Here is a 24,115-nt window from a genome sequence, read left to right as displayed (position 1 = left end):
CGGCGTGTGTTCGGCCGAACGATTTCTCGGAGGGATGCAATGCACGAGCGAGGCAGGATGAGATGCGTCGGCGGCCTGCGGACCGGGTCGGGCTGGCGCCTGGTCGCGCTGTCCGCCCTCGCCGCCCAGCTCGTCACCGGCTGCGCGAGCGAGAGCCGGGAGGAATTGCTGAGGGCCTTCGCGCTGGAGCTGCCCGCTTGTCCCACCGAGGTCACGTCTTTCTCGGGGACGACGTCCTGGCCGGACACGAAGCTCGCGATGAGCCTCACCGTGTCCAAGGACTGCGCCGAGCAGTACCTCAAGGACCACGGCGTGGATATGGCGAAGCCCATCCACTGGCCGGCGTCGGGCCCGAGCATTCAGGGCAGCGTGACGCTCTCGCCGACCGATCCGCCCTTCCAGGACAAGGCGATGAAGCAGTTCGACCTCACGCTCGACCCGAGCAAGAGGTATGACATGTTCCGCGGCTTCACGACGCCCAAGGAGGCCGAGTTCCTCGTGCTGCTCGTCCCCGAGGGCGCCAGGACCGCCGTCTACATGGAGTCCGGAGCCACCGGCAAAGTGAAGCGCAACGGCTGAGGCCCACCGCAGACAGGCGCCCCGGACCACCGATGTGGTCCGGGGCGCCTGTCTGTACGAGGACTTCGGCCGATCCGGGTGCCGGGGAATGACAGGAACCGGTGCGCGAACGGCAAACTCGGCTCCCGGACAGGTACCGATGGTGCTGTCACCCACCCGCTCCGCAGCCGGGCGGGAGCCCGAGGCGTGGCGTCAGGCACCGGTGGCTCGCAGGCGACGAGCGGGGATGCTGTTTCCCCGCCGCCCTCAAGGGGCAGGGCTGGGGCGGGGGTTGTGTGCCGGAGGTCTGCCGCAGGGGGCGGTGCCGACCGGACGGGTGACGCACCAAGACCCGCGATGCGGGTGACGGGGAACAGCAGGGGGAGCATGGTGGACGACGCCGACCGTACGATGCGCTGGCTTCCGGAGCCGGCGCCGCAGGACGCGCGGTTACGGCCGCCGCAGGTGGTCGCGCGGCGCAGCCGGACAGCGCGGCTGCGACCGCCGCTGGAGGCCTCGCCGGCCGCGTCCGCACTGCGGGACCGGCTCGCGGCCGCCGAGTCCGGTGATGTCTCGCGGATCCTCCATTCGTCCACGCGGCCCGAGGTAAGGGCGCTGCGGGCGGATTCCATGGCATCGGACGACCCCGGGGGCCTCCTTCTGGTCGTCATGGCACTGTGGTGCCGGGTGCTGGCGGGGGCGGAGGCCGGTCGCGACACCGGAACCGACGAGAACCAGACGATCGCCGGGTCAGTACAGCTGTACATCCTCGACGCCTCCCTGCTCCCGCCGGAGCTCACCGCCAACGCCCTGGCCGCGGGACCCTCGCTTCTCGCCGCGGTCGCCGAGCGGTCCGGCGACGTGGTGCTGCTGACCGACGTGGCACGGCTGGTGCGGCATCGGTTCGAGCGCTTCCACCATGAAGGCGACCTCACCGAGGCCGAACAGATGCTGGATACCCTCCGCCGGGACCCGAGGATGCCCCTTCCGGCGGTCACCTACGCCACCGTCGAGCTCGTTCAGGTTTTGGCGCTGCGGTTCGAACACACCGGCTGCGCAGCTTCCCTGGACCGGGCGGCGGAATTGCTGTCGAGCCTGGAACAGGAGACCGCGCCTTCGGCCCGGGCCGACGCGCGCGGGCTCGGCTGCCTGGTGTACCGGCTGCGGTACACCCGCTCCGGTAACGCCTCGGACCTTGACCTGGCAGTCGGCGCCGGCACTGAGTCGCTGGGTCTTCGCAACGACCCGTCGGTGCGCAACAACCTTGCGGTGGCACATTGGCAGCGGTTCGTGGCAAAGGGCGACCGGCAGGACCTGAGGCGGGCGATCGAGACTCAGACCGCGCTGCTCGACGCGACTTCCCAGGGGCACCCGGCCCGGGCGGGACGGGCCTCCAACCTGGCCGCGAGCCTCCACCAGGCGCACCGTCACACCGGCGACCTGGACCTGCTGGACGACGCCGTGCGCCGTGCCCGGGAGGCGGTCGAGCTCACTCCGCCGCGCCACCTCGACCTTGGCGGCTACCGATCCAACCTTGCCGCCATGCTCCAGGACCGTTTCATCGCCCGCGGCGCCGAAGCCGACCTCGAAGATGCCTTGGCCGCGCTGCGGGCCGCGGTCGCGGAGGCAGGGTCCGAGAGTCGGCATCGGGCCGGCTTTCTGGCCAACCTCGGCTCCTGCCAGGCCCGTCGACACCAGGCTCTGGGCAACGCTGCGGACCTCGACGCGGCCGTACAGAACCTGTTCCGCGCCGTCGACGCCACCGAGCGGGGCACTCCCGACCACAGCGTCCGGCTGTCGAACCTCGCTGAGGCACTGCGCACCAAGGCGCTGGAGTCGGACTCCGCCGCCCTGCTCGACAGCGCGGTCTCGACCGCCCGCGAGGCCGTCGGGACGACGCCCCACGGGCACCGTGACGGCGCCGTCCACCATGTCAACCTGGGCCGGGCCCTGGCGGACAGGTACCGACGAGGGGGCCGGGACGCGGATCTGGCCGACGCGCGCACACACCTGTCGGTTGCGGTGGACATGCCCACCGCACCTCCGCTGCTGCGCGCGACCGCCGCGCAACGCCTGGCGGAGTTACTGGCCGGGCACGACTGGTACGCAAGCGCCGCGGCCGCGGCAGCGGCTGTGCAGCGCTTCGACGAACTGGTGGATCACCGTATCGACCGCCGCGGCCGGCAGCGTCACCTGGCGGCCCTGCAGGGCCTCGCCCGGGACGGAGCTGCGGCGGCACTCGCCGCCGGGGACGCGGAGTTGGCGGTCGGTCTGCTGGAGCAGGGCCGCGGGGTACTCATCGCGCAAGCCGTGGAGTCACGGCAGGACCTGTCGGCGGTTCGGGAGCACGACCCCCGGCTGGCGGACGAGATCGTGCAGTTGGGCTACGCCCTGGCCGGCGAAGCGCCGGACGCGCACGCCCGGGAAGCGCTGGCGAAGCGATGGGAGCACGCGGTTGCCCGGGCCCGCCGGATCCCCGGGAACGCCTCGTTCCTCGCCGCCCCGGGCCTCCCGGAGCTCTGCGCGGCCGCCGGGGACGGACCGGTCGTCCACGTCAACGTCTCGCAGTACCGCGTCGACGCCCTGGTACTGACCGAGGCCGGCCTGGACGTGCTGGCGCTGCCGGGCCTCAGTGCCGCCGATGTCGACGCGGCGGCGCAGCGGGTGGCCAAGGCCACGCGCACCCAGTCCTGGGAGACCAACGAGACCCTGGACGAGGTGCTGGAGCAGCTGTGGGACGGCCTGTGCGGGCCGGTGCTGCGGCATCTGGACGAGGTGACCGAGGGGCACGGCGGACGGATGTGGTGGGTTCCCGGGGGTTCGCCCGCGTTGTTGCCGCTGCCCGCCACCGGACTGCACCGGACCGTGTCCCCACCCGACCGTGCCCTGCGGGAGCGCTGGACCTGCTCGTACGCGCCGACCGTACGTGCGCTTCGGCAGCAGCGGGCTGTTGCTGTGGACCGGTTGGACGCCTCGCGCCCGGTGGTGGTGGCCGTGCCGGGGGAAGGACCCTCGGCGCTGAGGGAGGTGGTGGCGGAGGCCGAGCAGGTGACCGCCGTCCTCGGCTCTGCCCGCCCGCCGCTGCTGGGCCGGAAGGCGACGCGAGCCGCGGTCGCGGCGGCCCTGCCCGCGGGCACTTGCGCGCACATCGCCTGCCACGCGGTCAGCGAACCGGACCCGTTGGAGAGCCGACTGCTGCTCGCGGACGAGCCACTGACCGTTCGGGACCTGCTGAGCCTGCACCCGGCGGACGCCTCCCTGGCCTTCCTGTCCGCGTGCACCACCGCCGACCCCGGCCGGGAACTGGTCGACGAGGTACTGCACATCTCGACGGCCTTCCAGGTGGCGGGCTACCCCCATGTGATCGGGACACTGTGGCCGATTGACGATGAAATCGCCCCCACTGTGGCCCGGAACGTCTACACCGGACTCGCTCGGCGGCACCCGGCCGAAGCACTGCACCACGTCCTGTGCACAGCGAGCAGAGAGTACGAGGCGAACCCCTTCCTGTGGGCTTCCTACGTGCACCTCGGTCCCTGAGGGCTTTCCGGTTCCCCCCGCCGCAGTCCCCGACTTCACAGCCCGCACACCTGAACTCGATTGCGAACTCCAGCACCGGCCGCCCCCGCAGGAAGGACTCATATGTCTCCAGAAGCACGCGCCTGGCTCTGTGCGAACCTTGCCCCGCTGCGCAAGGCGGCGGACCGCCATGGCCTCACCCACGATGTCGAGGCCCTGGTGGCCTCGGTGCAGGCCGACCCTGACGGTCCGGCCGACGACGAGCTGCGCGCCCTGTCCCGGAGCGTCGGTGGGCCGGCGGTCGTCGTACGCGGCATAGGCGGCCTGCCGTCGGGCGAAGTTCTCGGCGCCCGAATGCCCGGTGTCGGCGGCGGCCTGCCCGCTCGGGTCGCATACTGCTGCCCGTCGCTGGGCTGCGGACGGCAGGCGGCGCGCACCCCAGGAGGCCCCCAGCCCTGGTGCGCGGTGAGCGAGGGACCGATGGCAATGACCACCGTGGCGCCGTGAACGCCGTCTTCGGGGAGATCGGCAAGAAGCTCGGCGAGAAATGGGTGCTGCTCCTCTCGCTGCCGGGCGTGCTGTTCGTGTCCCTGCTCACGGCGACCGCAGCTGTCGGCGGCCGGGACTGGGCCCGGCCCGAGGTACGCGAGGATCTGCTGCACGACGCGGAGCAGCGGGTGGGTCAGCTCTCCACGCACCTCACGGCCGCTGCCATCCTGCTGGTGGGGTTGCTGCTGGCCGGATACGGCACGGCGCTGCTGGCCCAGGTGTGCGGCGCAGCCGTGCGCGGCTGCTGGCTGTCGGCGGCACCGTTCCGGTGGCTGATGACGTGGTGGCTGACGCCGCTGCGGCGGGCTCTGTGGCAGGCCCGCGACCGCCGGTCCGCTGCCGCGACGACAGAGAACGCCCGGGCGGCGGCCGCGACTGCGCGCAATGCGATATCCCTGGCCCCGCCGGCCCGGCCGACCTGGATGGCGGACCGGATGGCAGCGCTGACGACCCGCGTCCGCAACGCGTACGGACTGGACGTGGAGTTCAGCTGGCCGGCCCTGCGGACACTCCTCCCGGAGGATCTGCGCCGGGCCGTCGACGACGCCCAGGTCGCCTTCGAACGCTCGGCCCAGCTGAGCGGATGGGGATTGCTGCACCTCGCCGCCGGCGCCGCTACGACAGCGGTCGGGTGGCACGGATGGCCGATGGTGGTATTGGGTGCGGCGTCCGGGACTACCGGCTGGGTTTACGGGCGCACTTCCGCGGGGGCCCTGGCATCCCTGGTGGAGACAGCCTACGACCTCGTCGCGGACGACCTCGTGGCCGCACTGACAGGTCGTCCCACGGTCGCGGAAGGTGAGCAGGCCACCGAGACCCTGCGCAAGGGCGCCTGACCAGGCCGCCCGCGGCGATGGCCCAACGTCGCCGGTGCGGGGCACGCGGATTGGTCGCCTACAGCTCGAACTCGATGTGTTCGATGTCGGTGAAGCGGACTTCCTCCAGGCTGCCGGCGCGGCGGCCCCCGTCCTGGAAGTAGACCTCCTTGAGTGCTTCGGCGGCGATCTCCTGCAACTGCCGGTCGTTTGCTCCTTGTTCCCGGGCGTCGAAGAGGCGTGCGGCGTACCGGGGCGGCAGGGCGACGGTGAGATGGCGGATCCGGTCCTGATCGGTGCTGCCGATCGGCGCGGTGTAGCCGAGCCGGGCTCGGAAGTCGATGACGATGCCGTCGCTGGTGGCCGCGGTCTGCTTGGCCTTCTGCCGGATCTGAGGCTGCCACCGCTTCTTGACCTCGGCCTCCAGCCGCTGCGCGAGGTCCTGACGGGGCTTCTTGATCTGGTCCTTCACGTAGCGCTCGACGGTGCGCTGGGAGATCCGCAGCATCTGAGCAACGTGCTTGGTGCCCTTGTACTGCTTGACGAGGTACCGCATCTGCGCGGGCGCCGACTTCGGGATGGGGCGGGTGAACGCCTTGTACACCGCCTGGTCGAGCCCGTCACCGAACATGCTCATCGCGGTCTACTCCCCCGTGTCCGTGTGGCTGACGCTGCCGTCCTTGATGAAGCGGGCCAGGTTGAGGTCGGGGCCGTACTCCTCGCGTACGCCTTCGCCCCACAGCACGCTCTGGGTGCCCTCGTGCTTGACCATTCCCGGGGAGACGCCCAGGCGGAAGCCGCCCGGCAGCGGTTTGCCTTCGCGGTAGGGCAGAAAGTCGAGCGGGGACGGCCCGCCGGACGCGTACACGGCGCAGTCGGAGAGCACCGCGACCGGGTACCGGCCCGTCACCGCTGCGTGTCTGAGCATCTTGCGGTGCATGTTGATGCGGGTCTTCGAAATGACCGCGGCGCGGATGTCCGGGCGCCAGGTGGGCCGGGACAGCGCCCGCCATGGCTGGCCGGGCTTCCAGCCCTCCCCGCGGGGCCGTTCGCGGAGCTTGCCGATGCCGCCCTTGACCGTGGCTTTGATCGCGGACAACACGAGCGCGAGGTGCGGGTCGTTCTGCCGGTAGCCGTCCATCGCCGCCAGGAAGTCCTCCGGGGTGAGATCACCGGTGACGCCCAGGTCGGCCATTGTCGCCACATAGGCGTCCCGGAGCCGGTTGTACCAGCCGTCCAGGAAGCGGCCGTTGTCGTAGCGCACGTAAGCCTCGGTCGGCGCGACGTCGTAGCCGAGTTCCGCCGCGTACGCCACGGTCGGTGTCGCGTACCAGGCCGGACCCTCGGGCCGCTCCCCCTTCGGTGTGAACGGGCTCGGCAGCAGGTCACCGTCCAGCTCCACCCACTCCTTGCCCAACTTCACGCGGGAGAGGCCGACATGGGAGAGGTCGACCAGCCAGGAGCCGGGCAGCTTCGGGTCGAACGCCGGGTTCTTGACGTGGGTCGGCGCGCCGAGGCCGACGATGGTGCCGTTCGCTCCGGCGGCGAAGGCCATGTTCACGTCGATGCCCACCAGATAGCGACTCGTGCACTCGTCGTCGGTGAGCGGACGCGCCCAGTCGTACGCCTCCTCCATGAGCAGCTCGGCCGGGCCCCGCTTGTGGAAACGCGGCATACCGGCAAGGAGCGGGTGACCGTCGGGCGCCTCGCACGGCGCACAGTCGACCGGTTCGTTCCCCAGGCTGCCGGGGTTGTGCTCACTGTGCCGCTTGCCGCTCGCGTCCGGCTCGGACGCGCGGGTCGGCGGATGCAGGGCCGTCATCAGCTCCAGGCCGGTCACCGCGGTCGAGCCGCGCGGCGTCATCACCCGGGACGAGTACGTGCCGAGCAGCCGGGCGAGGTCCGCCGGCGGAAGCTGCGCCGCGTCCTGCCAGTGCCGGGTGTCGAGCGCCTCCCACGACGGGATGCACAGCTGCACGCAGGAGCGTTCCGAGCCCTGCGCGGGGCGGTAGATCCGTGCCCACGGACCGAAGCCGCGCTTGGTCAGCTTCCAGTCCGCGCGCGTCAGCTGCTTGACGACCTTGTGGCCCTCCGGGATCCGCCCGGCAAGGCGCTCTGCGTCGGTGAGGTGGACCGGGAGGCCGTAGTGCTCGCACGCGGCCTCGGTGAGCACGATCAGCGGGTCGGCGTCCTTGCCCGGCCCGGACAGCTTCGGCGCACCGAGCTTCGCCTCCGTGAGAGTCCAGTCGACAAGGGTCGCGACGGACTTGGCGGGCACGTCCAGAATCAGGCCGCCGGTGCAGTACGCCAACACGACGCCGTCCGCGACGTCGACGACCGCCAGCGGCCCGTTTCCGAAGCGCGGGTCGGTGTCGGCCGCCGCGGGGGCGGGCTTCGCCGTGGCCTTGTTCACCGCCGGCCACCGGGACGACGACGTCCTGGCAGTCCCCGTCGGGCGGGCAGGGGCAAAAGCGGGATGCTGCGGGGTATCTGCAGCCTGACCTGTGGACACGGGGCGCGGTTCTGTGACCTTGGCAGCCCGCGGCGTGGGCGCGGCGGCGGGGAACGTCTCGGGCGCAGCCGTGTCCTGAGCAGGCACGCCGGCCTCAGCGGGAAAGCGTTGCGCGAGTCCTTCCAGGAGCCGGGCGTATGCGGCGCGCTTCGGGGGGCGAGGGTCACTGCGGCCGGTCTCCCAGTTCCCCACCGACTCGCGCCGGCTCTGCAGGGCCTTCGCAATCTGCTCCTGGCTCAGCCCGGCCGCCTCGCGCAGCCGCTTACGTTCCGCGGGTGACGGCAGGGGGTCCTGCGCGACCTGTTCCAAGAGTGCGTCGACCGCACTGAACAGCGCCTCTTCGTCGTTGGGCACGGATCATCTCCGAGCGCAACCCTATCGAATCCCACGTGAATCACTCTCGGATTCGACATGGATTACTCATTGGCCGCCAGGCCTCGGGGAGCAACGCCAGGTAGCCCGAGCAGGGTGAGCACCCGCTCCGTCGTACCCCGCTCGTCACCGTTGCCACGCCCATGTCGCCCACCCTGCCGGAGACAGCGGACCGATTCTGTCCGCCAGAGGTGTCAGGGTGGCTCCATGGACGCAGACGAACTCGACGGGAACCGCACGCCGCGCGAGCCGCGCTCGACCAGATCGAGGCCCAGTGCGACGTCCGGCTTCCCGGGCGCGCGGCCTCGGCGAAGGGGACTCCGGGCTCCGGTCGGCGCGAAGGGGCCCTTCACGTGGTGCCCATGGCCGATCTGTTGCCGCACATCCACCGCGGGCTGCTCCACCACCCGTCCGAGGTCTGCCTGCTGCCCCGACCTCTGCCTTCACACGAAACCAGCTACGAACGGAGCTACCCCATGAGCCGCCATATCCAGGTCACGTTCGACGCCCACGACCCGCGGGCGCTGTCGTCCTTCTGGCGCGCCGTACTGGGCTACGTCCACCCCGGCCCGCCCGGTGTAGACCTGCCCGAGGACGCCGACCCGCTGGCCGCGTGGGACGACTTCCTCGCGCGCGTCGGCGTACCGGAGGAGCAGCGCAACACGCGATCGGCCATCGAGGACCCGGACGGGCACGGCCCACGGCTGTTCTTCCAGCAGGTGCCGGAGGACAAGGTCGCCAAGAACCGCGTCCACCTCGACGTCCGTGCGGCTCCCGGACTGCAGGGAGAGGAGCGGATGGCGGCGCTGGAGGCCGAGTGCGACCGGCTCGTCGCGCTGGGAGCGACGCGGGTACGTCGCGACGAGCCCGCTCCCCCGATGAGCGCCGGCTTCATCGTGATGAGCGACCCCGAGGGCAACGAGTTCTGCCTGGACTGACGCGGCTCAGCGGTTGTCGCGAAACCCGCGGCCGGTCCCGGCCGAGGCAGTCGGCGGTGACGAGGTGTCCAGGCCGTGCGGGCGTCCTGGTCGATCGTGGCCGCTGCCTCGGTGATCTCTCAGACCTCCGCCATGGCGTTCCTCGGCCGGTTCGGCGTGGGTACCAACGCCGACGCCGGCGTTGGTACCCACGCCTCCGGCTCGTCGATCCCCTGGCCTCCTCGTCTGAGAGGATCACAAGGACCGTACGAATGCAGAGGTGGGGGACGTGACCGTTCTGGTACTGCTTGGCGTCTTGGCGCTCGTCGTCGGCGGGTGCGCATGTGTGGTGTGGGCGGGGCGCGGTGGGCCTCGCTGGGTCCGTGCCGTGGCGACCGTGACGCTCGCCGCGGGCGAGCTGGTGCGCCGCCCGCAGAAGAGTCGGCGACAGTCACTGAAGGGGACCGGCGACAGCGACGGCGGCTAGGGTCTTTCGCGCGAAACGAAGTTGAGCTGCCTGACGAGGCCGCCGTCGCCGTCTCCACAGACAGCAACTGCCCGGAGCCTGGAAGCTGTTGGAGCAGATGTCGAGCACCACGTCCCAGTCGAACCAGGGCTCCATGCGCAGGCCGCCGCCCATGCGCTCGCGCCCCCCGTGAAGAGCGGCCCGCCATCGCATGATCCTGGTCTGGACAGAGCGGAAATCAGTGGGTTGCCAACCATCCGATCCCGCCGGCACACACGACGGCGGCAACAGCCAGTGCGACCACACGGAAGCGGTGCAACGTGCACCCGAGCACTACGGCCGTGAGCAGGACGGCGACCGTTCCGATCAGGCCCCGCAACGGCCCACTGCTGTAGCCGAATTCGCTTCCGTTGCGTATCAGCCACGCGAACCAAGCAAGCCTCATGCCATCCCCCTTCGTGATCTTGGGAAGCTTAGCCGGACCGATGAGCCCACCGGCGTGATCCGGCCGGGTCCTCCTCGCGTGGGTCTTGGACATGAGCGTTCGAGGGCAGCCGCGGCCTCGGCGCGCGTCAGGCCCCGGATACCGAGCGGCAGCCGAGGGCACGTCCCTGACGGTGATCGGCAGGGTGGCAGCTGGACCGACCGACCGTCCGCCGCCTCGCCCACCACCAGCATCGACGATCGGCTGATCCGGGCGGTCAACCAGTAGGCCGTCTTCGCGGAGTACGAGCCCTACCTGCGCCAACGATGGAGCGAGGGATGTCGTGACATCCCTCGCTTCACCGTGACGTCCTCACGCTCGGCTGCTTCTCCGGGGGGAGGTCCAGACCGTCCGCAGCTGCCTGCGGTCGTCGAAGGAGCGTCGGCTTCCCGTGGCACCGAGGCCCACTCTCGGCCCCGCCGGGCGGCCCGCCCGGGCTTGGGGCCTGCGCAGGACGGCGTGTCGGCCTCAGGGCCGGCACGGCCGAGGCCGACACCGCTGAAGCCCTGCCCTGGGGCGGATGTGCCGCCAGGGCCCGACGGCAAGAAGCCCACCCGCGCAAAACGGCGCCGAGCACCCGCAGAGTCGGCACCACATCGGCACCTCGCACGTGACCAAACGAGGTCACGTATCGTCGGGTCCTTCACTACACCGCTCGTGCTCAGAAACCGGATGGCGCGAACATGCCCTTGTAGTGCGTCAGATCGCTCGCCGAGCGTCCGTACCCGATGGAGATGAATATGACGGAGGTCCGGCCGCCGAAGGTCGCCGTTTTCGTCGTCCATACACCGTTGCACTCGCTGAAGTCCTTGCTGCCCTGCTCCCCAGCGACTCTCGCCCGCGCACAGACACCGTCGGTGCGAGAGTCGAGCAGCTGGAACTTCACCGTCTGCCAGTAGGCGCCGTCGAGGACGTTCTTCCCCCAGGTAACGCTGCAGTTCCGGATCTTCGCATGGACCACTCCGCCGGAGTCCGTGCTCTCCAGAGTGCCGCAGCTGACGGTCTGCGTACGGTCACCGTCATCGGCAGCCGCCGCAGCCGGCAGCAGCGCCCCGCCGATTCCGACCGCAACCGTCAGGGCGGCGGCCTCAACGGCTCTCAGAGATCTCCGCTGCGGACGTTCAGACATGAGCTTCCCCCCTCAACTCTCAGAAACCGGACGGCGGCGTGACATTCGTACTGATCTTCCCGTACGTGGAGTTGGTGCCGTAAGAGATCCTGATGAAGATGTTCGTGGCCCGGCCGCTGAAGGTCGCCGTTTTCGTCGTCGGGACACCCTTGCATTCACTGGACGACGCGCTGGCCCCACTGTCGGACAGAATCACTATTGCCCGGGCACAGACACCGTCGGTCCGGGTGTCGAGCAGCTGGAACTTCACCGTCTGCCAGTAGGCGCCGTCGAGGATGTTCTTCCCCCAGGTCACAGTGCAGCCCTGCAGCCTGGCATGAGTAGCTCCCGCTGAGTCGTTGACCCACAGGCTTGCGCAGTTGACGGTCTGCGTGCGGTCGCCGTCGTCAGCTGCGGCCGGGGTCGGCGCTACCGCGGCTCCGGTCAGCGTCGCGGCCAGCGTCAGGGCGGAGGCGGCGGCGACCTTCGCCCGGGATTTCCGAGGTGGACATGCGGACATGAATTCCCCCTACGTGGATTGGTGCATACACCGAACAACCGCTGGAGTGGCCACCGGAGCGCGAAAGGCAGGGTCCAGTCGCCGTTGCGCGTCACCTTCACCACACAGGCACGAGCGGCGACCTCCCATACCACCAAAGGGAACCTGTGTGCGATTTCGAACTCCAGTGTGCTCCAGACCGGGTGTCGTGAACAAGGAACGATGTAGAACACATTGACGTAGTGTCAGAATCGGTGCCTGGCCGCGGCGGCGGCCGAGGTGGGCCGCCGGAGCCGGAGCCCAGGTTCGCACTTCAGCCGTTGACGTCGAACGCCAACGCGAGCAGCAGCCCTGCCGCACCAGCCGCACCGATCACGCCGACGCCGTACATGGTGCGCCGCATCCAGGGCGGCCGCCGTTCGGGGTCCGGCCACAGCAACTGATGGACACCCAGCAGGAGCCCCAGCCCGAATCCGCACAGGCCGAGAAGCGCCACGGCACCCGGCAGGAGCAGGCCGCTGCCGAACATCCACGCCTGGCCGTCGAGATAGCGCACCGCCACCAAGGTCGGCCGGTCCCCCTTGCACCACCAGGGCCGGTCCGGCGAGTCGCCGTAGCACCGGCTTCCCGGCCGCGGCGGCACGTACGCGGCGCCGGCGCCGCCCTTGAGGGTGACGTGCTCGATCTCCGCTCCGCCGTCGTCCGGGCGGAAGGTGCCGGAACACCAGCGCGTCCGGACGGTGACGCGGTCGGCCGAGGCCGACTCGGTGTCCACGCACGTCTCGACTGCGAGCCGGCCGGGGGTGCCGGCCCACCCGGCACCGGCCAGGACCTTCGCGCCGAACAGCACTGCCACCCACAGCCCGACGACGGCGATCGACGCCCCGATGCAGGCGAAAACACTCCGAACCACCACAGGGGCCCGTTCTGTCGCGGCGGCGGGTCCCCCGTCCTCTGCTGCCATGCCGTCACGGTAGGCGCAGCGCGGTACCGCTGTCAGCAAACTGGTCACCGGCACCCCAGCGGCACCTCACAGCCCCGGAGTGGCGTCGGCGGGAGGCCGGAGCCACCGGAGCAGTCGCTCCATGACGGCGACGGGCAGCTCCGGATGCCGGGCCACTGCCTCTGCGGTGTCGGTGTCCCGCAGCAGCCGGACCAGCGCCCCCGCGGGCAGCCGGGGGTGCGTGGCAACCGCGTGGCGCACCCGCTCGTGCGGGTCGTCGAGCAGCCAGGGGTCTACGGGCGGCCCCGCCGCAGGGTGTCCTCCAGCCAGTCGAAGACGACCTCGCAGTGCTGCTGCGGCGCCATCGGCGAGCAGTGCAGCTGGGCACCGGTGGCCGCAGTCAGCAGCTCATACTGCTTGGGGGCACGCAGCAGATCGTAGAACGCGCGTGGCTGGCCGGGGTAGAACTGCTCGTCGTCGTAGTCCAGCACCAGCGTGGGGCACGTGATACGGCCCACGACCCTGGTGATGTCGAGGGCCATGATCCGCTGAGCCGGTGTCCAGAAGTCGGTGAAGATCCGGCCCTGACGGGCGGCCAGCATCGCCGGGACCGAGAACGGCTCGACCCGCTTCTTGATGGCGCCCGCTTCCTCCGGGCTCAGCCCGGGCACGACTTCTTCGTTCCAGATGCGGTTGGTCTCCGCCTTGTCGGGGGTCACGATGCTCCGGAGCTCCGCCGGAAAACCCAGCCACGGCGAGAGCACTCCCGGCATCGCGGCCAGGGCCGCGATCCTGCGTTCGAAGGCCGCAGCGCGCGGCGCGAGGTCGCCGCCCATCGACAGCCCGGTCAGGGCGATGCGCCGCTCGTCGACGTCTCTGCGGCGCTCCAGCCAGTCCACCACAGGAGAGACGACCCGCTCCCAGCGCGGGGTGAAGACGACTTGATCGACGAAGAGCAACTGGCCCTGGCCCGGTCCGTCGTACACGAGCGCGTTCCAGCCGCGGGCGAGCGCGGCGGAGACGCCGTACGTCCACATGTCGACGTTCTGGCCGTCGCTGCCGTTGGTGAGGATGACCGTCGGCCTGGCCCTGCCGGAGGCATCGGGGCGGAAGAACCAGACCGGGATCGACGTCCCGCCCTCGTACCGGACCTGGTCGCTGATCGCCGCCGGTGTGCACAGCCGGGCGAACCGGTCCCAGGAGCGACGCCCTGCGCGGTAGAGCCCTTCCTCGTCGCCGGGGGTATCCGAGCCGAGCACGAAGAACAGCGCCTGCCCGTAGTACTGGGCCGCCCGCAGCGAGCGGGAGCGCCGGGTCTGCGGGTGCCGGCTCGCGGTGGTCGTCAGCCGGTCCCCCCAGCGCCGGAACTCCGCGGTGAAGGTCTGCTGGTCCGCCCCGGCGGCGTTGATCGCGTTGACGGCGGTCAGGACCTCGCCGACCTCGCTCGAGCCGAACCCGGCGCCGCCCAGGGCCAGCAGCGCGGCGAAGTTGAGCGCGGGGTCCGTGAACAGCTGCATGGCTCCGGGCTTCGGCGACGTGGCGCCGGTCGTCGCCGACGGGGTGGGCTCGGCTGCCCCACGGGCTCCGGCGGGTACCAGTGCGGAGGCCGTCGGCGTCGAGGCCAGGAAGGCCGCTCCGGCCCCGGCCGCCATACCGGCGAGCGCCCCCCGTCGGGTGGGCCTCGCCGCAAGGTCTGAGGATGAGTTCGTCATGCCCGGAAACGCTAGGAGCCCGCGTCGGCCGGGCCGCAGTGCCACTCCCACCAGTCCTTCGAACGGCCCGCGCGCCGACACGCCTCCGCCGGGGCAGCGGGGCTTCGACGGGCGGGACGGCAGTCGTCTCCGCCGGCCGTGGCCGTCGTATCCTCAGACGCAGCTGGCAAGCCGTTGCATCATGGCCCCAGCAACTCTTGGGGGCACCATGAACACCTACACCCGCGCAGCCGCGCTGCTCCTCGCCGCGCTCGCGCTCACCGCCTGCGGCGCCGAAGGCGAGCAGGTCGACCGCACGAAGTTCGACGACGCCGCTGACCTCGCGTGCTCCGTCTTCGCCAGCGGCCACAAGAAGGCCCAGACCCAGCAGGCCCGCATCGACCTCGCGAAGAAGGTCATGTGGTGGGCCGAGTCTTCCGTGACCAACGGCATCTCGGACAACGCTCTCGCCATGATGCAGGCAGCGGATGCCGGCGCAGGCCCGTGGAAGACCGGCGGGGATGCCTTCACTCAAGCCTGCTTCGACGCGGACTGGAAGTCCTAGCCTCCGTCGCGGTCGGTGTGACCCTGACCCACGGGTCCATGCCGAAGGCGACGACGGCGAATGGGGCCGGGGGCGCACATGTCCAGGACTCGGGCATGGCTCGCACCTGTCGAGGGTGTACGCCTGACGCCTACGGCGTTGTGCCCCCTCGGAGCCGCCGTACCCCGGTCCGGACGGTGCCAGGACCACGGTCGCCAGGTGGTCTCGGAACCAGCGGTGCCCAGGGTCGGTCGAGTTGCGGGGGTGCCAGGCCATTCCGAGTTCGAGGGGTGCCAGGTCGAGAGGGATGGGGAAGGTGCGCAGTCCCAGCGCGGAGGTGGTGTCGGGAAGCCAGTCGGTCAGGGTGAGCGCAACGAGGTCGGTGTCCCGGGCGAGCATCATCGCACTCGTATGGCTGGGCACAACGACCGCGATCCTCCGACGCAGCCCGAGTTCCGCGAGCGCGCCATCGATCGGTCCGAGGCGTTTACCGAGCCGGGAAATGCCGATGTGGTCGGCCGCGGCGAAACGGCGGGCATCAATCCGCCCGTCGAAGAGGGGATGACCGCTGCGGGCGATGCCGACCAGCGGCAGCCGGGTGAGCCGTTGGGTGCGGCTCTCCGGGGCCAGGTGCCCGAGGACCCCCAGTTCGACGTCCACCCAGCCCTGCCGCAGCGCGGGGCCGCCCTCGACCGCTTCCGGCAGGAACACCACGTCCACGTGCGGAGCCTCCGTATGGATCCGGTCGGTCAAAGTCCCGGCCAGCCCCACCAGGAGGAGGTCGGTGGCCTGCACAGTGAAGGTGCGCTGGAGATGAACGGCATCGAAACCGGCCCCGGGCCGCAGGACGTTGTCGCAGCCGCGCAGCAGCGCGCTTACCTGCTCCCGGAGTTCCAGGGCTCGCGGGGTCGGAACCATCCCCTGCCCCGCGCGGACCAGCAGAGGGTCACCGACGGCACGGCGGAGCCGGGCCAGGGTACGGCTGGTTGCCGCGGGTGACGTGCCGAGTCGCTCCGCGGCACGGGTGACGCTGTTCTCCTGGAGCAGGGCGTCCAGAGTTCGCAGCAGGTTGAGATCCACCGGGTCATCGACGCCCGGACGGCGTCCGTCGTCGACACCCTGCCCACGGAGAACGTCGTCCTGCCGGTGCACCTGACGTCGACGGGAAAGCTGCTCGCGGGCGAAGTGCGCATGGAACCCGACCCGGTGTCCCGCCTCGGACGCCACGCGCCGGGTCGCCTCACCGTGTTCTCCGCCGGCACCCGCAGGCAGCTGGGCGAGCTTGAGGTGGGGCTCTGCCCGCTGACCATCACCTCGTCGCCCGACGGCCGGATCGCCTATGTGTCCTGCGTCGCCTCGTCGACCGTCGACATCGTTGACCTACAGACGCTGCGGGGCCTGGCCCGGCTGGACATCGCCAAGCTCGGCGAGCCCGGCGCCCACGGCCTGGCCTACATCCCCCGCCCGGCCTGACCCCGCCCACGCCGGGTCAGGCCCCCGTCGTACGGTCAGCGGTCCCGATCACCTCGGGCATGCCGCCCGGCATCACCCGGGGGTGACTGCCGGGCGGTGGCCTCCAGCGCCCGCGCCAGCCCCTCGCGGGCCCGGCGCTGGATGCCCTCGCTGTCGTGCAGAAGTTCCTCGGTCTCCTCCGGGGTGAGCGGAGAGGGCTGCGGGCCCTCGTCGGTCAGCTCGACGTAGACAGCGCGGCAGGCCTGGTCCTCGTCGGGGAACCGCTTCAGCACCGTGCGCACGCCCCGCTGCTGAACACCTGCCACCCACTCTCCCGCCTGTTCCTCGAGATAGAGGCGGTCCGCCGACCGGGGGCCGCCGGGAGGGCCGGGGCAGTCGGGGATCTCGTACACCCCGGCCGGAACCCCGGCCGCCCGCAGCGCCTCACACAACTCATGACGGTCCATTCCCGACCGTGCCCCTGCCCTCCGCCCGCTCGGCGATCAGTTCGCCCGCTCCAGATTGCCGTCCATCACCAGGGCGCGCACCGTCTTGTCTGTGGGCACGTTGGTGCAGTACGTACGCTTCCGCGAGAACGAGGTCACGTACTGCACGCCCTGCCCGGGCTGCTCGAACGCCGGGGCGATGGGCCCGGCACACACAAGGGTGTCCTTCTTCACCCGGTACAGGTGGTAGTTGTACGGGTAGCGCGGGTCCTCGGTGTTGAGATTGGACGGCGGGAGAGCGCGTTCCTTGTACTTCGCACCGGCCGGCGAGAGGAAACTGCCGAACTCATTGCCGAATCGGTCCAGCAGCTGGCCGGGGTGGAGGGTCACCTCGTTCGCGATGACCTTTCCTGCGGTGTCGTGATCGAAGCCGTCGTCCGGCGGGTACTTCCAGTTGCCCTGCCCGACGTCCATGGTCGGGTCCCACCACTTGTTGAGGAACTCCACAGGGGTGAGGGTGCCGAAGCGGTCGTAGCCACTGAGGATGCTCCCGAGTACCCCGCTGCGCGGCAGATCGACCGGGCCGAACCGCCAGTCGTTGCACACGAATTCTGTGTTCGCATAGGGGTAAGGCGTCGGTACCAGTCCCAGGCAGCCGTCCTTCTCATCGCCCGGCCCGGGCGGGCGGTCCTGCCGCCGCTGCTTGTCGTCTTCGACCGCCTGCTCACGCGCCGGCCACTGGAGGGGACCGGCCGGTGTCAGGGAGCGATCGGCGTCGGACGTCCGCGCGTCCACGGCAGCGGACGAGGGCGCACTGAGCAGGAGTGAACCGACAAGGCCGGCCGCGCCGGCCAGGCTCACAAACCATCGACGGGTCGCCACTGATGCCTCCAGGAGATCGAGTCCACGGGGCGTCAGGAGCGCCCTGACCCATCACAGATGCCCCTCCGAGGCACAGCAATCCGGACGCGCCGAATGGGCGTGCCCGCCACTCGTTCGGTGGGAGAGGGGAACCCACACCACCGCCATCGTCCTGCTGACCGCAGTCGTCCTCGGGCTGATCGTCAGGCTCACCTTCCTCGGCCGCACCGGTCCCGGCGGGTTTGGGTATGGCCGGTGGCAGCGTGCCGGCTCTGCGCTCGCTCATCCCATCCGCTGGAGTCCAGGTGGGCCGACCGATGCGGACGCGTCCGGTGCAGCACAGTTGACGTCAGAGCCGGATGGTTGCAGGCAGGATTGACCACGCAGGCTGTGGGCGATGACCGGTTCGAAGGCGTTCAGCTGGAGCTGGCCCGCCTCGGCGGCCATGGTCACCGCCAGGTCGTTGCCGATGACCTCGAACGCGATCTGGTTGACCACGTCGGGGACGACAGGGTTCACCTTGCCGGGCATGATGCGAGCCTGACAGCGTTCGTGGCGAACTTCTGGCCCAGGGTCATGGGCACCGCGTCCTGCAGCTGGGTACGGCCCATCTTCAGGACGTCCGCGAACTCCCCGGCCTTCCGGGCGTGGCCATGGCGGTGCGGACTCTCGTGTCCGGTGCGTACGGAGGTGGGGTGAGCTGAGAGGGGGGGCCGCCCGGGAATCCCCGGTGTCAACACGGCGTACGGGGAGTCGTGTCGGCCCGCGGTCAGATCGGGAGGAGTTCGGCCGACGGGTCGGCGTTCGCGGGCATGGCCTCGCCGACCGCGTGGCGCAGCACCCGCTCCCGCTCGTGCGGGTCGGTGGCCGCGAGCAGGGCGGTGAGCACGGCAATCCGGGCCTGGCCGGCCCGCAGCGTACCGGTCGTCACCGCGCCCGCGGCCACGAGGTCGACAGCGCCGCCGTGGGTGTAGATCTCGGTGACCGGTCCGGACTGGACCCGGGTGGTCAGGGCGACGAGCACGCCGCGGGACGTGGCGGAGGCGACGGCTTCGACGATCTCGGGGGTGGCGTTGCCGGCGCCGGTGGCCACCAGGACGATTCCCTGCGCTCCCGCGTTCAGGGCAGCTTCCAGCAGAACCGGGTCGGCGTCGCAGTGGTGCATCACCATGTCGACTCGGGGAGGGGCGTCCGGCATGGCGGGCAGGGCCAGCGCGGCGGGGCGCTGGGGGTGGCGCAGTACGGAGACCCGGCCGAAGCCGATGTTCCCGATGCGGGCGCCGGACGGGTCGCCGAAGGCGTCGGCGGCCAGCGTCTGCGTCTTGACGGTGCCGCGGGCCGGGTGCACCTTGCCGTCGAAGGCGACCACTACCCCAAGGCCGCGCGTGGTCGCGGCGGTCAGCAGTGCGTCGTGGAGGTTGCCGGGCCCGTCGCCGTCGACCGCGTCGAGGGGAAGCTGCGCGCCGGTGAAGACGACCGGGCGGGGGTCGTCGTGGTGGAGGTCGACCAGAAACGCCGACTCCTCCAGGGTGTCGGTGCCGTGGGTGACGACGATGCCGTCCACACCGGGGTCGGCGAGGACCTCGTGGACCGTGCGGAGCAGTGTGAGCTGGTGAGCGGTGGTGAGACGGGGGCTGTTCACGCTGAACAGATCGACGATCTCGACGGTGACACCTTGGGGCACCGCTGCGGTTGCCATGACCTCTTGGCCGTGCGCGTCGGCGGCGAATCCCGATCCTTGCCAGCGGCTGGCTATGGTCCCGCCGGTGCTGATGACCACGACACGTCCCACAGAACCCACTCCTCGTTCGTGCCACTCGTGCTGCGGCGAATACGACGGGGCACGCGGCCCGGCTTCGCTCGTGGCCCCGCCGGGCTGCGCCCCATGGCTGGTCCGGGGATGCCGGAGCAGTCGGACGCAATGATAGAGTTCCCGGCTCGCAATGCGATCGCGAAATTAGGCCTTCTCAAGGCTTGGATGTGGTCAATAATTGCGCCATGGACGAGATTGATCGAGATATCTTGCGTGAGCTGCAGAGTGATGGGCGGCTGAGCAACCAGGAGCTGGCGCAGCGGGTGGGGCTGACCCCCTCACCGTGCATGCGCCGTGTCCGGCAACTGGAGCAGGACGGGGTGATCCAGGGCTATCGCGCGGTGATCGACCCGGAGGCGGTGGGCCGGGGCTTCGAAGTCCTCGTCTCCATAGAGGTCAAGCGCGACCGCGAGGTTGTCGAGGCCTTCGAGGCCGGCCTCCAGGACATCCCCGACGTCATCGAGGCGTACCGGCTCTTCGGCAGCCCGGGTTGCCTGCTGCGTATCGCGGTCGAGGACCTGCGTGCGTACGAGCGGCTGTGGATCGAGAAGCTGACCTCGCTGTCCGGCGTCACCGAGGTCAACTCGCAGATCATCATGAAGCGGGTCAAGGAGCTCCGCGGCCTGCCGGTGGACGGCTGAGCCCAGGCTGATCCGCTGCGTGGAGCACGGCATGCGGCGCGCTCGCACCCGGGCGCGGCCGTGGGTGCGGGGGCGATGGCGACTCGGCCCGGAGTCCGACGGCATGACGGCGTCCGAGGAGAGAATCCCGGACCGGGTCGGCCGTGTCCGACGGCCGACCCGGCGCGAGGCTTGTGCTATCCGGCGAGGCTGAACTCGCCGCCGGCCGCAATGAGCGAGACGCTGCTGAGACTCATCGCGGGGGTGGTGAGCACGGCGCGGTTGGTGGTCGTGCCGTCGCCGATCTGCCCGTTGTTGTTGTAGCCCACACTGCTGACGCGACCGTCACGGTCGAGGAGCATGGTGTGGTATCCGCCTGCGGAGATGGCGCGGATGTTGGCGGCTCCGTCGAGGGTGATGGCGGTGGGCCGGTTGGTGGTGGTGCCGTCGCCGAGCTGGCCGTGGGCGTTGTAGCCCCAGGTCTTGACAGTGCCGTCGGCGAGCCGGGCGACACTGTGGTGGACCCCCGCGCTGATCTCGCGGGCATTGGCCACGGCGTCGACCTTGACGGGGGTGAGGCGCTGGGTGGTCGTGTTGTCGCCGAGCTGGCCCTGGGCGTTGTAGCCCCAGGCCCAGACGGTGCCGTCGGCGAGCCGGGCGAGGCTGTGGACGTTTCCGCCGGCGACACTGCGGACGTTGCTCAGGCCGGTGACGGTCACGGGGGTGGTGCGGTTGGCCGTGCTGCCGTCGCCGAGCTGGCCGTTGGCGTTGTAGCCCCAGGTCTTGACGGTGCCGTCCGCGAGGACCGCCATGCTGTGGTGGTTGCCGGCCGCGATGGCCTCGACGTTGGTGAGACCGGCGACCGTGACCGGGGTGGTGCGGGTGGCCGTGCTGTTGTCGCCGAGCTGGCCGTAGGTGTTGACGCCCCAGGCGCGTACGGTGCCGTCGGCCATCAGGGCGAGGCTGTGGTAGTTCCCTGCGGCGACAGCGACGACGCCGCGGAGCCCGGTGACGGTGGACGCCTGGTCCTGGGGGGAAACACTGCCGATGCCGAGCTGACCTTCAGCGTTGCGTCCCCAGCTTTCCACCGTGCCGTTGGAGAGCAGGGCGAGGCCGTGGAAGTAGCCTGCCGCCATGCTCTCGATCGCACTGTCGGTGAGGCCCGGTATGGTCACCGGGTTGTACTTGGCGCTGGTCAGGGTGCCGCCGAGCTGGTAGTTGTCGTTGGCGCCCCAGCCTTTGATCCTGCCTTCCTGAGCCGTTGCGGTGGCGGAGGGCAGGGCCCAGGCGACCAGCACCGCCAGCAGTGCCACGAGACCTCCCAGCACGGGAGCGATGCGTCTCTTGCGGTGGGCGTGTGCGTTCATGTCGGATTCCTTGCCGATCAGGTGGCGCAGCTGACTGCGAAGCCACGCTGCAGCTCACGGTGAACAGTCATGGCCATGGGTAGCCGTCATGACGGGTCTCAGCGACGCATTCGGGCAGCTTCACTTGATCAGCCACCCGCTCATTGGTGTGTTCCGGGGCATGCACTTTGCCCTGGACGCGCCACGGCGTGCGCCAGCGCATAAATCACCGAACAAGAGACGACCCTGTTCGGGGAACAGGACTCACGAACGCGCGCAGTGCGCCGTCCCTCTTGTGCCGCACAGGCTCTTTTCGCAGGTCAACGGCGTGAGGCGGCGTCCCGCGTGAGAACTGCAAAAACACCGCTCACTCCGGGGGCGGGCCCGGCCGTTGGATCCACGGGCATGCAGTCGGGTGACGCGAGCGGCGCGCCCCAGGACGTGCGGAACGGCGCATCGGGCGCCGGGCCCACAGGCAGCGCGACACGCGCGAACGTGCATCAACCGCCTGTCCGACCTGTGCTGGGGTATAGCCACCCGCCACAGGAGGACCGCGACCATGATCGCCCCGGGCTGTTGTCGCGGACTCGCGGGGTCGGCCGATTACGGGACGACGCACCGTGTGGTCCGCGGCGCGGCGTGAGCGGCCCGAATCCGCGTGGACTATGGGTTACCTATGAGCGATCTCGAGTCCCGACCGTCCGTGTGAATCCGCCCCGTGGTGCGGGCCAGATGCTCGCCGGAAGCCCCGCTGCGGCACTTGACGATTTCCGCGAGCACGGCGATCGCCGTCTCCTCCGGCGTCCGCGCGCCCAGATCGAGCCCTATCGGAGAGTGCAGACGACTCAGCTCCCCGGCACCGGCACCCGCCTCCCGCAGACGCCTCAGCCGGTCGGCGTGTGCTGTCCGGCTGCCCATGGCGCCGACGTATCCGGCGGGTGAGCGCAGGGCCTTGAGCAGGACCGGCACATCGAACTTCGGGTCATGGGTGAGCACGCAGACGGCCGTGCGCGAATCAACCTCCGCCTTCTCCCAGTACCGGTCGGGCCAGTCGACCACGAGCTCGTCCGCTCCTGGGAAGCGCTCCGGCGTGGTGAACACCGGCCTGGCGTCGCACACCGTCACCCGGAAGCCACTGAAGCGACCTGCCTGCGCCACCGCCGCCGCATAGACGTTGGACCCGAACACCAGCAGGCCGGGCGGCGGCACGAAGGAGCGGACGAAGACGACTTCGGTGCCATCCTGGCCGTCGAAGGTGTCCGCCCGTTCCGGGCCGTCGGCGCCGAGCCGTACGAGACCCGACTGCCCGTACTCCAGCATGGCCGTCGCCGCGTCCACCACGCGGCCGTCGCACCCGCCGCTCCCGACGTCCGCGAGCCCCACCGACACCCGGGCACCGATCCGAAGCGGGTCGGGTGAGGAAATCACGGTGGCCACCGCCAAACGGGCACCCGCGCGCACGGCGAAGGCCATGGCGGGGAAGTCCGGCCACAGGACCGGGCCGACCGGTTCCACGAACACCTCAAGCGTTCCCCCGCAGGTGAGCCCCACCATCGCCGCATCCGCGTCGTCGACGCCGTACGCAGCCGTCGCGGGACGCCCGGAGGCGAGCACCTCGTGCGCCAGTTCGTACACCGCTCCCTCGACACAGCCCCCCGAGACGCTGCCGAGAACCCGGCCGTCGGCGCGCACCGCCATCACCGCCCCGGGCTCCCGCGGCGCGCTGCGCTGCGTCGAGACGACCGTGGCCAATGCGAACGAGGCACCTTCGGCGAACCATTGCTCCAAGTCGTCCAGCAGGTCACGCACGCTGCCCACCTCCATCGGATCCTGGTGCGCCAGTACATGTCACGGACGTGGGAACATGCGACGGCAACATCTGCCAACCGTGTCCGGCACGAATTGCGGAGGGCTACGTGACAGGGCGGGGCAGGAGCACCGCGGATCACGGCGCGCCCGCACCTCGGTGGACGGCGCGTACTCATGCGGTCGCCTGCGGAGCCTGAGGGATCACCCTGGGTCACACGCTCGCAGCCGGCGGACCGCCTTCAGGCCTCGGAGGCGGCGGCCTGGTCACGGACGGCACAGTGAGTCCCCACGTCGTGTTTGCGAGGGCTCCGGACCGATCGGGTCCCCCGCGCGGATCACACCGCCGCCCACCACCTCGGCCCGCAGTCCGCCCCGGTGGACAAGGCCGCGGACTACTCCGGGACGAGTGAGCTGTTCGAGGCGCGCGCAGGGCTCGCTGAGGCGCAGGCCGCGAAGCGTCACGCCACCGACCCTGAACTCCTGATCCACGAGCGGATCGAGACGTACTCCCGCGCACACCCCATTGCGTCGGCTCTGCGCGGGTGTGAGTTCGATGCCGGTCGCGCGACGGAGATCGTCGAGTGCCTCCAGCTCGAACAGGGTGACGTCGCAGACTCCCGAGGCGCGTCCCTTTCCGCGCCGGGTCGGCCGGGGCCCTGCGCCCGACCAGAAGTTGCGGTCGCCCTCCAGGCCCCGCCCTCTGACGGCGCGCGCCGCTTCCACGGTGAACGTGGGGGCGCCGGAGGCGGCGGCCAGGTGCAGGGAGACGACACGTCCGCGCTGCATACCGG

General features: G+C 70.6%; 23 protein-coding genes and 2 pseudogenes. 9 read left to right on the top strand and 16 right to left on the bottom strand.

What is annotated here, in order from left to right:
- Nucleotides 1-39: 39 nt before the first annotated feature.
- From OG293_RS35485 to OG293_RS35470, 4 genes are all read left to right on the top strand, one after another.
- Nucleotides 40-579 carry a hypothetical protein gene (locus tag OG293_RS35485; protein ID WP_406002852.1) on the top strand — a complete coding sequence of 180 codons (540 nt, stop codon included), beginning with the start codon at nt 40-42 and terminating at the stop codon, nt 577-579.
- 366 nt (nt 580-945) lie between these two features.
- Complete coding sequence (locus OG293_RS35480; RefSeq protein WP_406002851.1) at nt 946-4,098, top strand: CHAT domain-containing protein; 3,153 nt, start codon at nt 946-948, stop codon at nt 4,096-4,098.
- A 102-nt stretch (nt 4,099-4,200) separates the two neighbouring features.
- On the top strand, nt 4,201-4,584 hold the full coding sequence (locus tag OG293_RS35475; protein ID WP_406002850.1) for a hypothetical protein: 384 nt from the start codon (nt 4,201-4,203) through the stop codon (nt 4,582-4,584).
- Nucleotides 4,581-5,462, top strand: a complete 882-nt coding sequence (locus OG293_RS35470; protein WP_406002849.1) for a hypothetical protein — start codon at nt 4,581-4,583, stop codon at nt 5,460-5,462. Before OG293_RS35475 ends, OG293_RS35470 begins: the two co-directional genes overlap by 4 nt.
- A 58-nt stretch (nt 5,463-5,520) precedes the next feature.
- Here OG293_RS35470 and tpg read toward each other — a convergent pair whose 3' ends face one another.
- Both tpg and tap read right to left on the bottom strand, forming a co-directional pair.
- Entirely contained in the window at nt 5,521-6,078 is a 558-nt protein-coding gene (gene tpg, locus OG293_RS35465; RefSeq protein WP_406002848.1) for a telomere-protecting terminal protein Tpg, read from the bottom strand.
- Between the two features lie 6 nt (nt 6,079-6,084).
- The gene (tap, locus tag OG293_RS35460; RefSeq protein ID WP_406002847.1) at nt 6,085-8,307 is read right to left on the bottom strand and encodes a telomere-associated protein Tap; all 2,223 of its coding nucleotides are present in this window, start codon (nt 8,305-8,307) and stop codon (nt 6,085-6,087) included.
- Nucleotides 8,308-8,801: 494 nt separating this feature from the next.
- Between tap and OG293_RS35455 the strand changes: the two genes are divergently transcribed.
- Both OG293_RS35455 and OG293_RS35450 read left to right on the top strand, forming a co-directional pair.
- The gene (locus OG293_RS35455) at nt 8,802-9,263 is read left to right on the top strand and encodes a VOC family protein (RefSeq protein ID WP_406003813.1); all 462 of its coding nucleotides are present in this window, start codon (nt 8,802-8,804) and stop codon (nt 9,261-9,263) included.
- A gap of 268 nt (nt 9,264-9,531) precedes the next feature.
- Nucleotides 9,532-9,729: a hypothetical protein gene (locus OG293_RS35450; RefSeq protein ID WP_406002846.1), complete on the top strand. Its 198-nt coding sequence runs from the start codon at nt 9,532-9,534 to the stop codon at nt 9,727-9,729.
- Nucleotides 9,730-10,853: 1,124 nt separating this feature from the next.
- Here OG293_RS35450 and OG293_RS35445 read toward each other — a convergent pair.
- The 5 genes from OG293_RS35445 to OG293_RS35425 all read right to left on the bottom strand — a co-directional run bounded on the left by OG293_RS35445 (nt 10,854) and on the right by OG293_RS35425 (nt 14,454).
- Nucleotides 10,854-11,321 carry a hypothetical protein gene (locus tag OG293_RS35445; RefSeq protein ID WP_406002845.1) on the bottom strand — a complete coding sequence of 156 codons (468 nt, stop codon included), beginning with the start codon at nt 11,319-11,321 and terminating at the stop codon, nt 10,854-10,856.
- Between the two features lie 19 nt (nt 11,322-11,340).
- Nucleotides 11,341-11,820, bottom strand: coding sequence for a hypothetical protein (locus OG293_RS35440; RefSeq protein WP_406002844.1), 480 nt, complete (start codon nt 11,818-11,820; stop codon nt 11,341-11,343).
- Between the two features lie 292 nt (nt 11,821-12,112).
- Nucleotides 12,113-12,763: a hypothetical protein gene (locus OG293_RS35435; RefSeq protein ID WP_406002843.1), complete on the bottom strand. Its 651-nt coding sequence runs from the start codon at nt 12,761-12,763 to the stop codon at nt 12,113-12,115.
- Between the two features lie 66 nt (nt 12,764-12,829).
- Entirely contained in the window at nt 12,830-13,003 is a 174-nt protein-coding gene (locus OG293_RS35430; protein ID WP_406002842.1) for a hypothetical protein, read from the bottom strand.
- A 32-nt stretch (nt 13,004-13,035) separates the two neighbouring features.
- Nucleotides 13,036-14,454: an alpha/beta hydrolase family protein gene (locus tag OG293_RS35425; RefSeq protein WP_406002841.1), complete on the bottom strand. Its 1,419-nt coding sequence runs from the start codon at nt 14,452-14,454 to the stop codon at nt 13,036-13,038.
- A gap of 208 nt (nt 14,455-14,662) precedes the next feature.
- Between OG293_RS35425 and OG293_RS35420 the strand changes: the two genes are divergently transcribed.
- Nucleotides 14,663-14,998: a hypothetical protein gene (locus OG293_RS35420; RefSeq protein ID WP_406002840.1), complete on the top strand. Its 336-nt coding sequence runs from the start codon at nt 14,663-14,665 to the stop codon at nt 14,996-14,998.
- Between the two features lie 249 nt (nt 14,999-15,247).
- On the opposite strand, the pseudogene OG293_RS35415 reads toward OG293_RS35420, so the two are convergent.
- Nucleotides 15,248-16,057: pseudogene (locus OG293_RS35415) on the bottom strand (LysR family transcriptional regulator); the annotation flags it as partial.
- Nucleotides 16,058-16,123: 66 nt separating this feature from the next.
- Between OG293_RS35415 and OG293_RS35410 the strand changes: the two are divergent.
- Nucleotides 16,124-16,450 carry a YncE family protein gene (locus OG293_RS35410; RefSeq protein ID WP_406002839.1) on the top strand — a complete coding sequence of 109 codons (327 nt, stop codon included), beginning with the start codon at nt 16,124-16,126 and terminating at the stop codon, nt 16,448-16,450.
- 35 nt (nt 16,451-16,485) lie between these two features.
- Here OG293_RS35410 and OG293_RS35405 read toward each other — a convergent pair whose 3' ends face one another.
- From OG293_RS35405 to OG293_RS35385, 5 genes and pseudogenes are all read right to left on the bottom strand, one after another.
- Nucleotides 16,486-16,896 carry a hypothetical protein gene (locus OG293_RS35405; RefSeq protein ID WP_406002838.1) on the bottom strand — a complete coding sequence of 137 codons (411 nt, stop codon included), beginning with the start codon at nt 16,894-16,896 and terminating at the stop codon, nt 16,486-16,488.
- A gap of 36 nt (nt 16,897-16,932) precedes the next feature.
- A complete protein-coding gene (locus OG293_RS35400; protein ID WP_406002837.1) occupies nt 16,933-17,757 on the bottom strand; it encodes a TNT domain-containing protein in 825 nt (274 codons plus the stop codon).
- Nucleotides 17,758-18,120: 363 nt separating this feature from the next.
- Nucleotides 18,121-18,270, bottom strand: a pseudogene (aspA, locus tag OG293_RS35395) (aspartate ammonia-lyase); the annotation flags it as partial.
- Nucleotides 18,252-18,347, bottom strand: a complete 96-nt coding sequence (locus OG293_RS35390; RefSeq protein ID WP_406002836.1) for a lyase family protein — start codon at nt 18,345-18,347, stop codon at nt 18,252-18,254. The gene OG293_RS35390 and the pseudogene aspA, both read right to left, overlap by 19 nt.
- Before the next feature lie 158 nt (nt 18,348-18,505).
- Complete coding sequence (locus tag OG293_RS35385) at nt 18,506-19,528, bottom strand: asparaginase (RefSeq protein WP_406002835.1); 1,023 nt, start codon at nt 19,526-19,528, stop codon at nt 18,506-18,508.
- 206 nt (nt 19,529-19,734) lie between these two features.
- Here OG293_RS35385 and OG293_RS35380 point away from each other — a divergent pair, with 206 nt between their 5' ends.
- Nucleotides 19,735-20,190, top strand: a complete 456-nt coding sequence (locus tag OG293_RS35380; RefSeq protein WP_406002834.1) for an Lrp/AsnC family transcriptional regulator — start codon at nt 19,735-19,737, stop codon at nt 20,188-20,190.
- A gap of 176 nt (nt 20,191-20,366) precedes the next feature.
- Here OG293_RS35380 and OG293_RS35375 read toward each other — a convergent pair whose 3' ends face one another.
- From OG293_RS35375 to OG293_RS35365, 3 genes are all read right to left on the bottom strand, one after another.
- Nucleotides 20,367-21,536, bottom strand: coding sequence for an RCC1 domain-containing protein (locus OG293_RS35375; protein ID WP_406002833.1), 1,170 nt, complete (start codon nt 21,534-21,536; stop codon nt 20,367-20,369).
- Nucleotides 21,537-22,178: 642 nt separating this feature from the next.
- Entirely contained in the window at nt 22,179-23,324 is a 1,146-nt protein-coding gene (locus OG293_RS35370) for an XdhC family protein (protein WP_406002832.1), read from the bottom strand.
- A gap of 264 nt (nt 23,325-23,588) precedes the next feature.
- Nucleotides 23,589-24,110: an MOSC domain-containing protein gene (locus OG293_RS35365; RefSeq protein ID WP_406002831.1), complete on the bottom strand. Its 522-nt coding sequence runs from the start codon at nt 24,108-24,110 to the stop codon at nt 23,589-23,591.
- Nucleotides 24,111-24,115 lie beyond the last annotated feature (5 nt).

The sequence above is a fragment of the Streptomyces sp. NBC_00829 genome (genome assembly GCF_045161795.1).
Classification (GTDB): domain Bacteria; phylum Actinomycetota; class Actinomycetes; order Streptomycetales; family Streptomycetaceae; genus Streptomyces.
The sequence above is the reverse complement of the archived record's forward strand: the minus strand, read 5'-3'. Positions and strand labels throughout refer to the sequence as shown.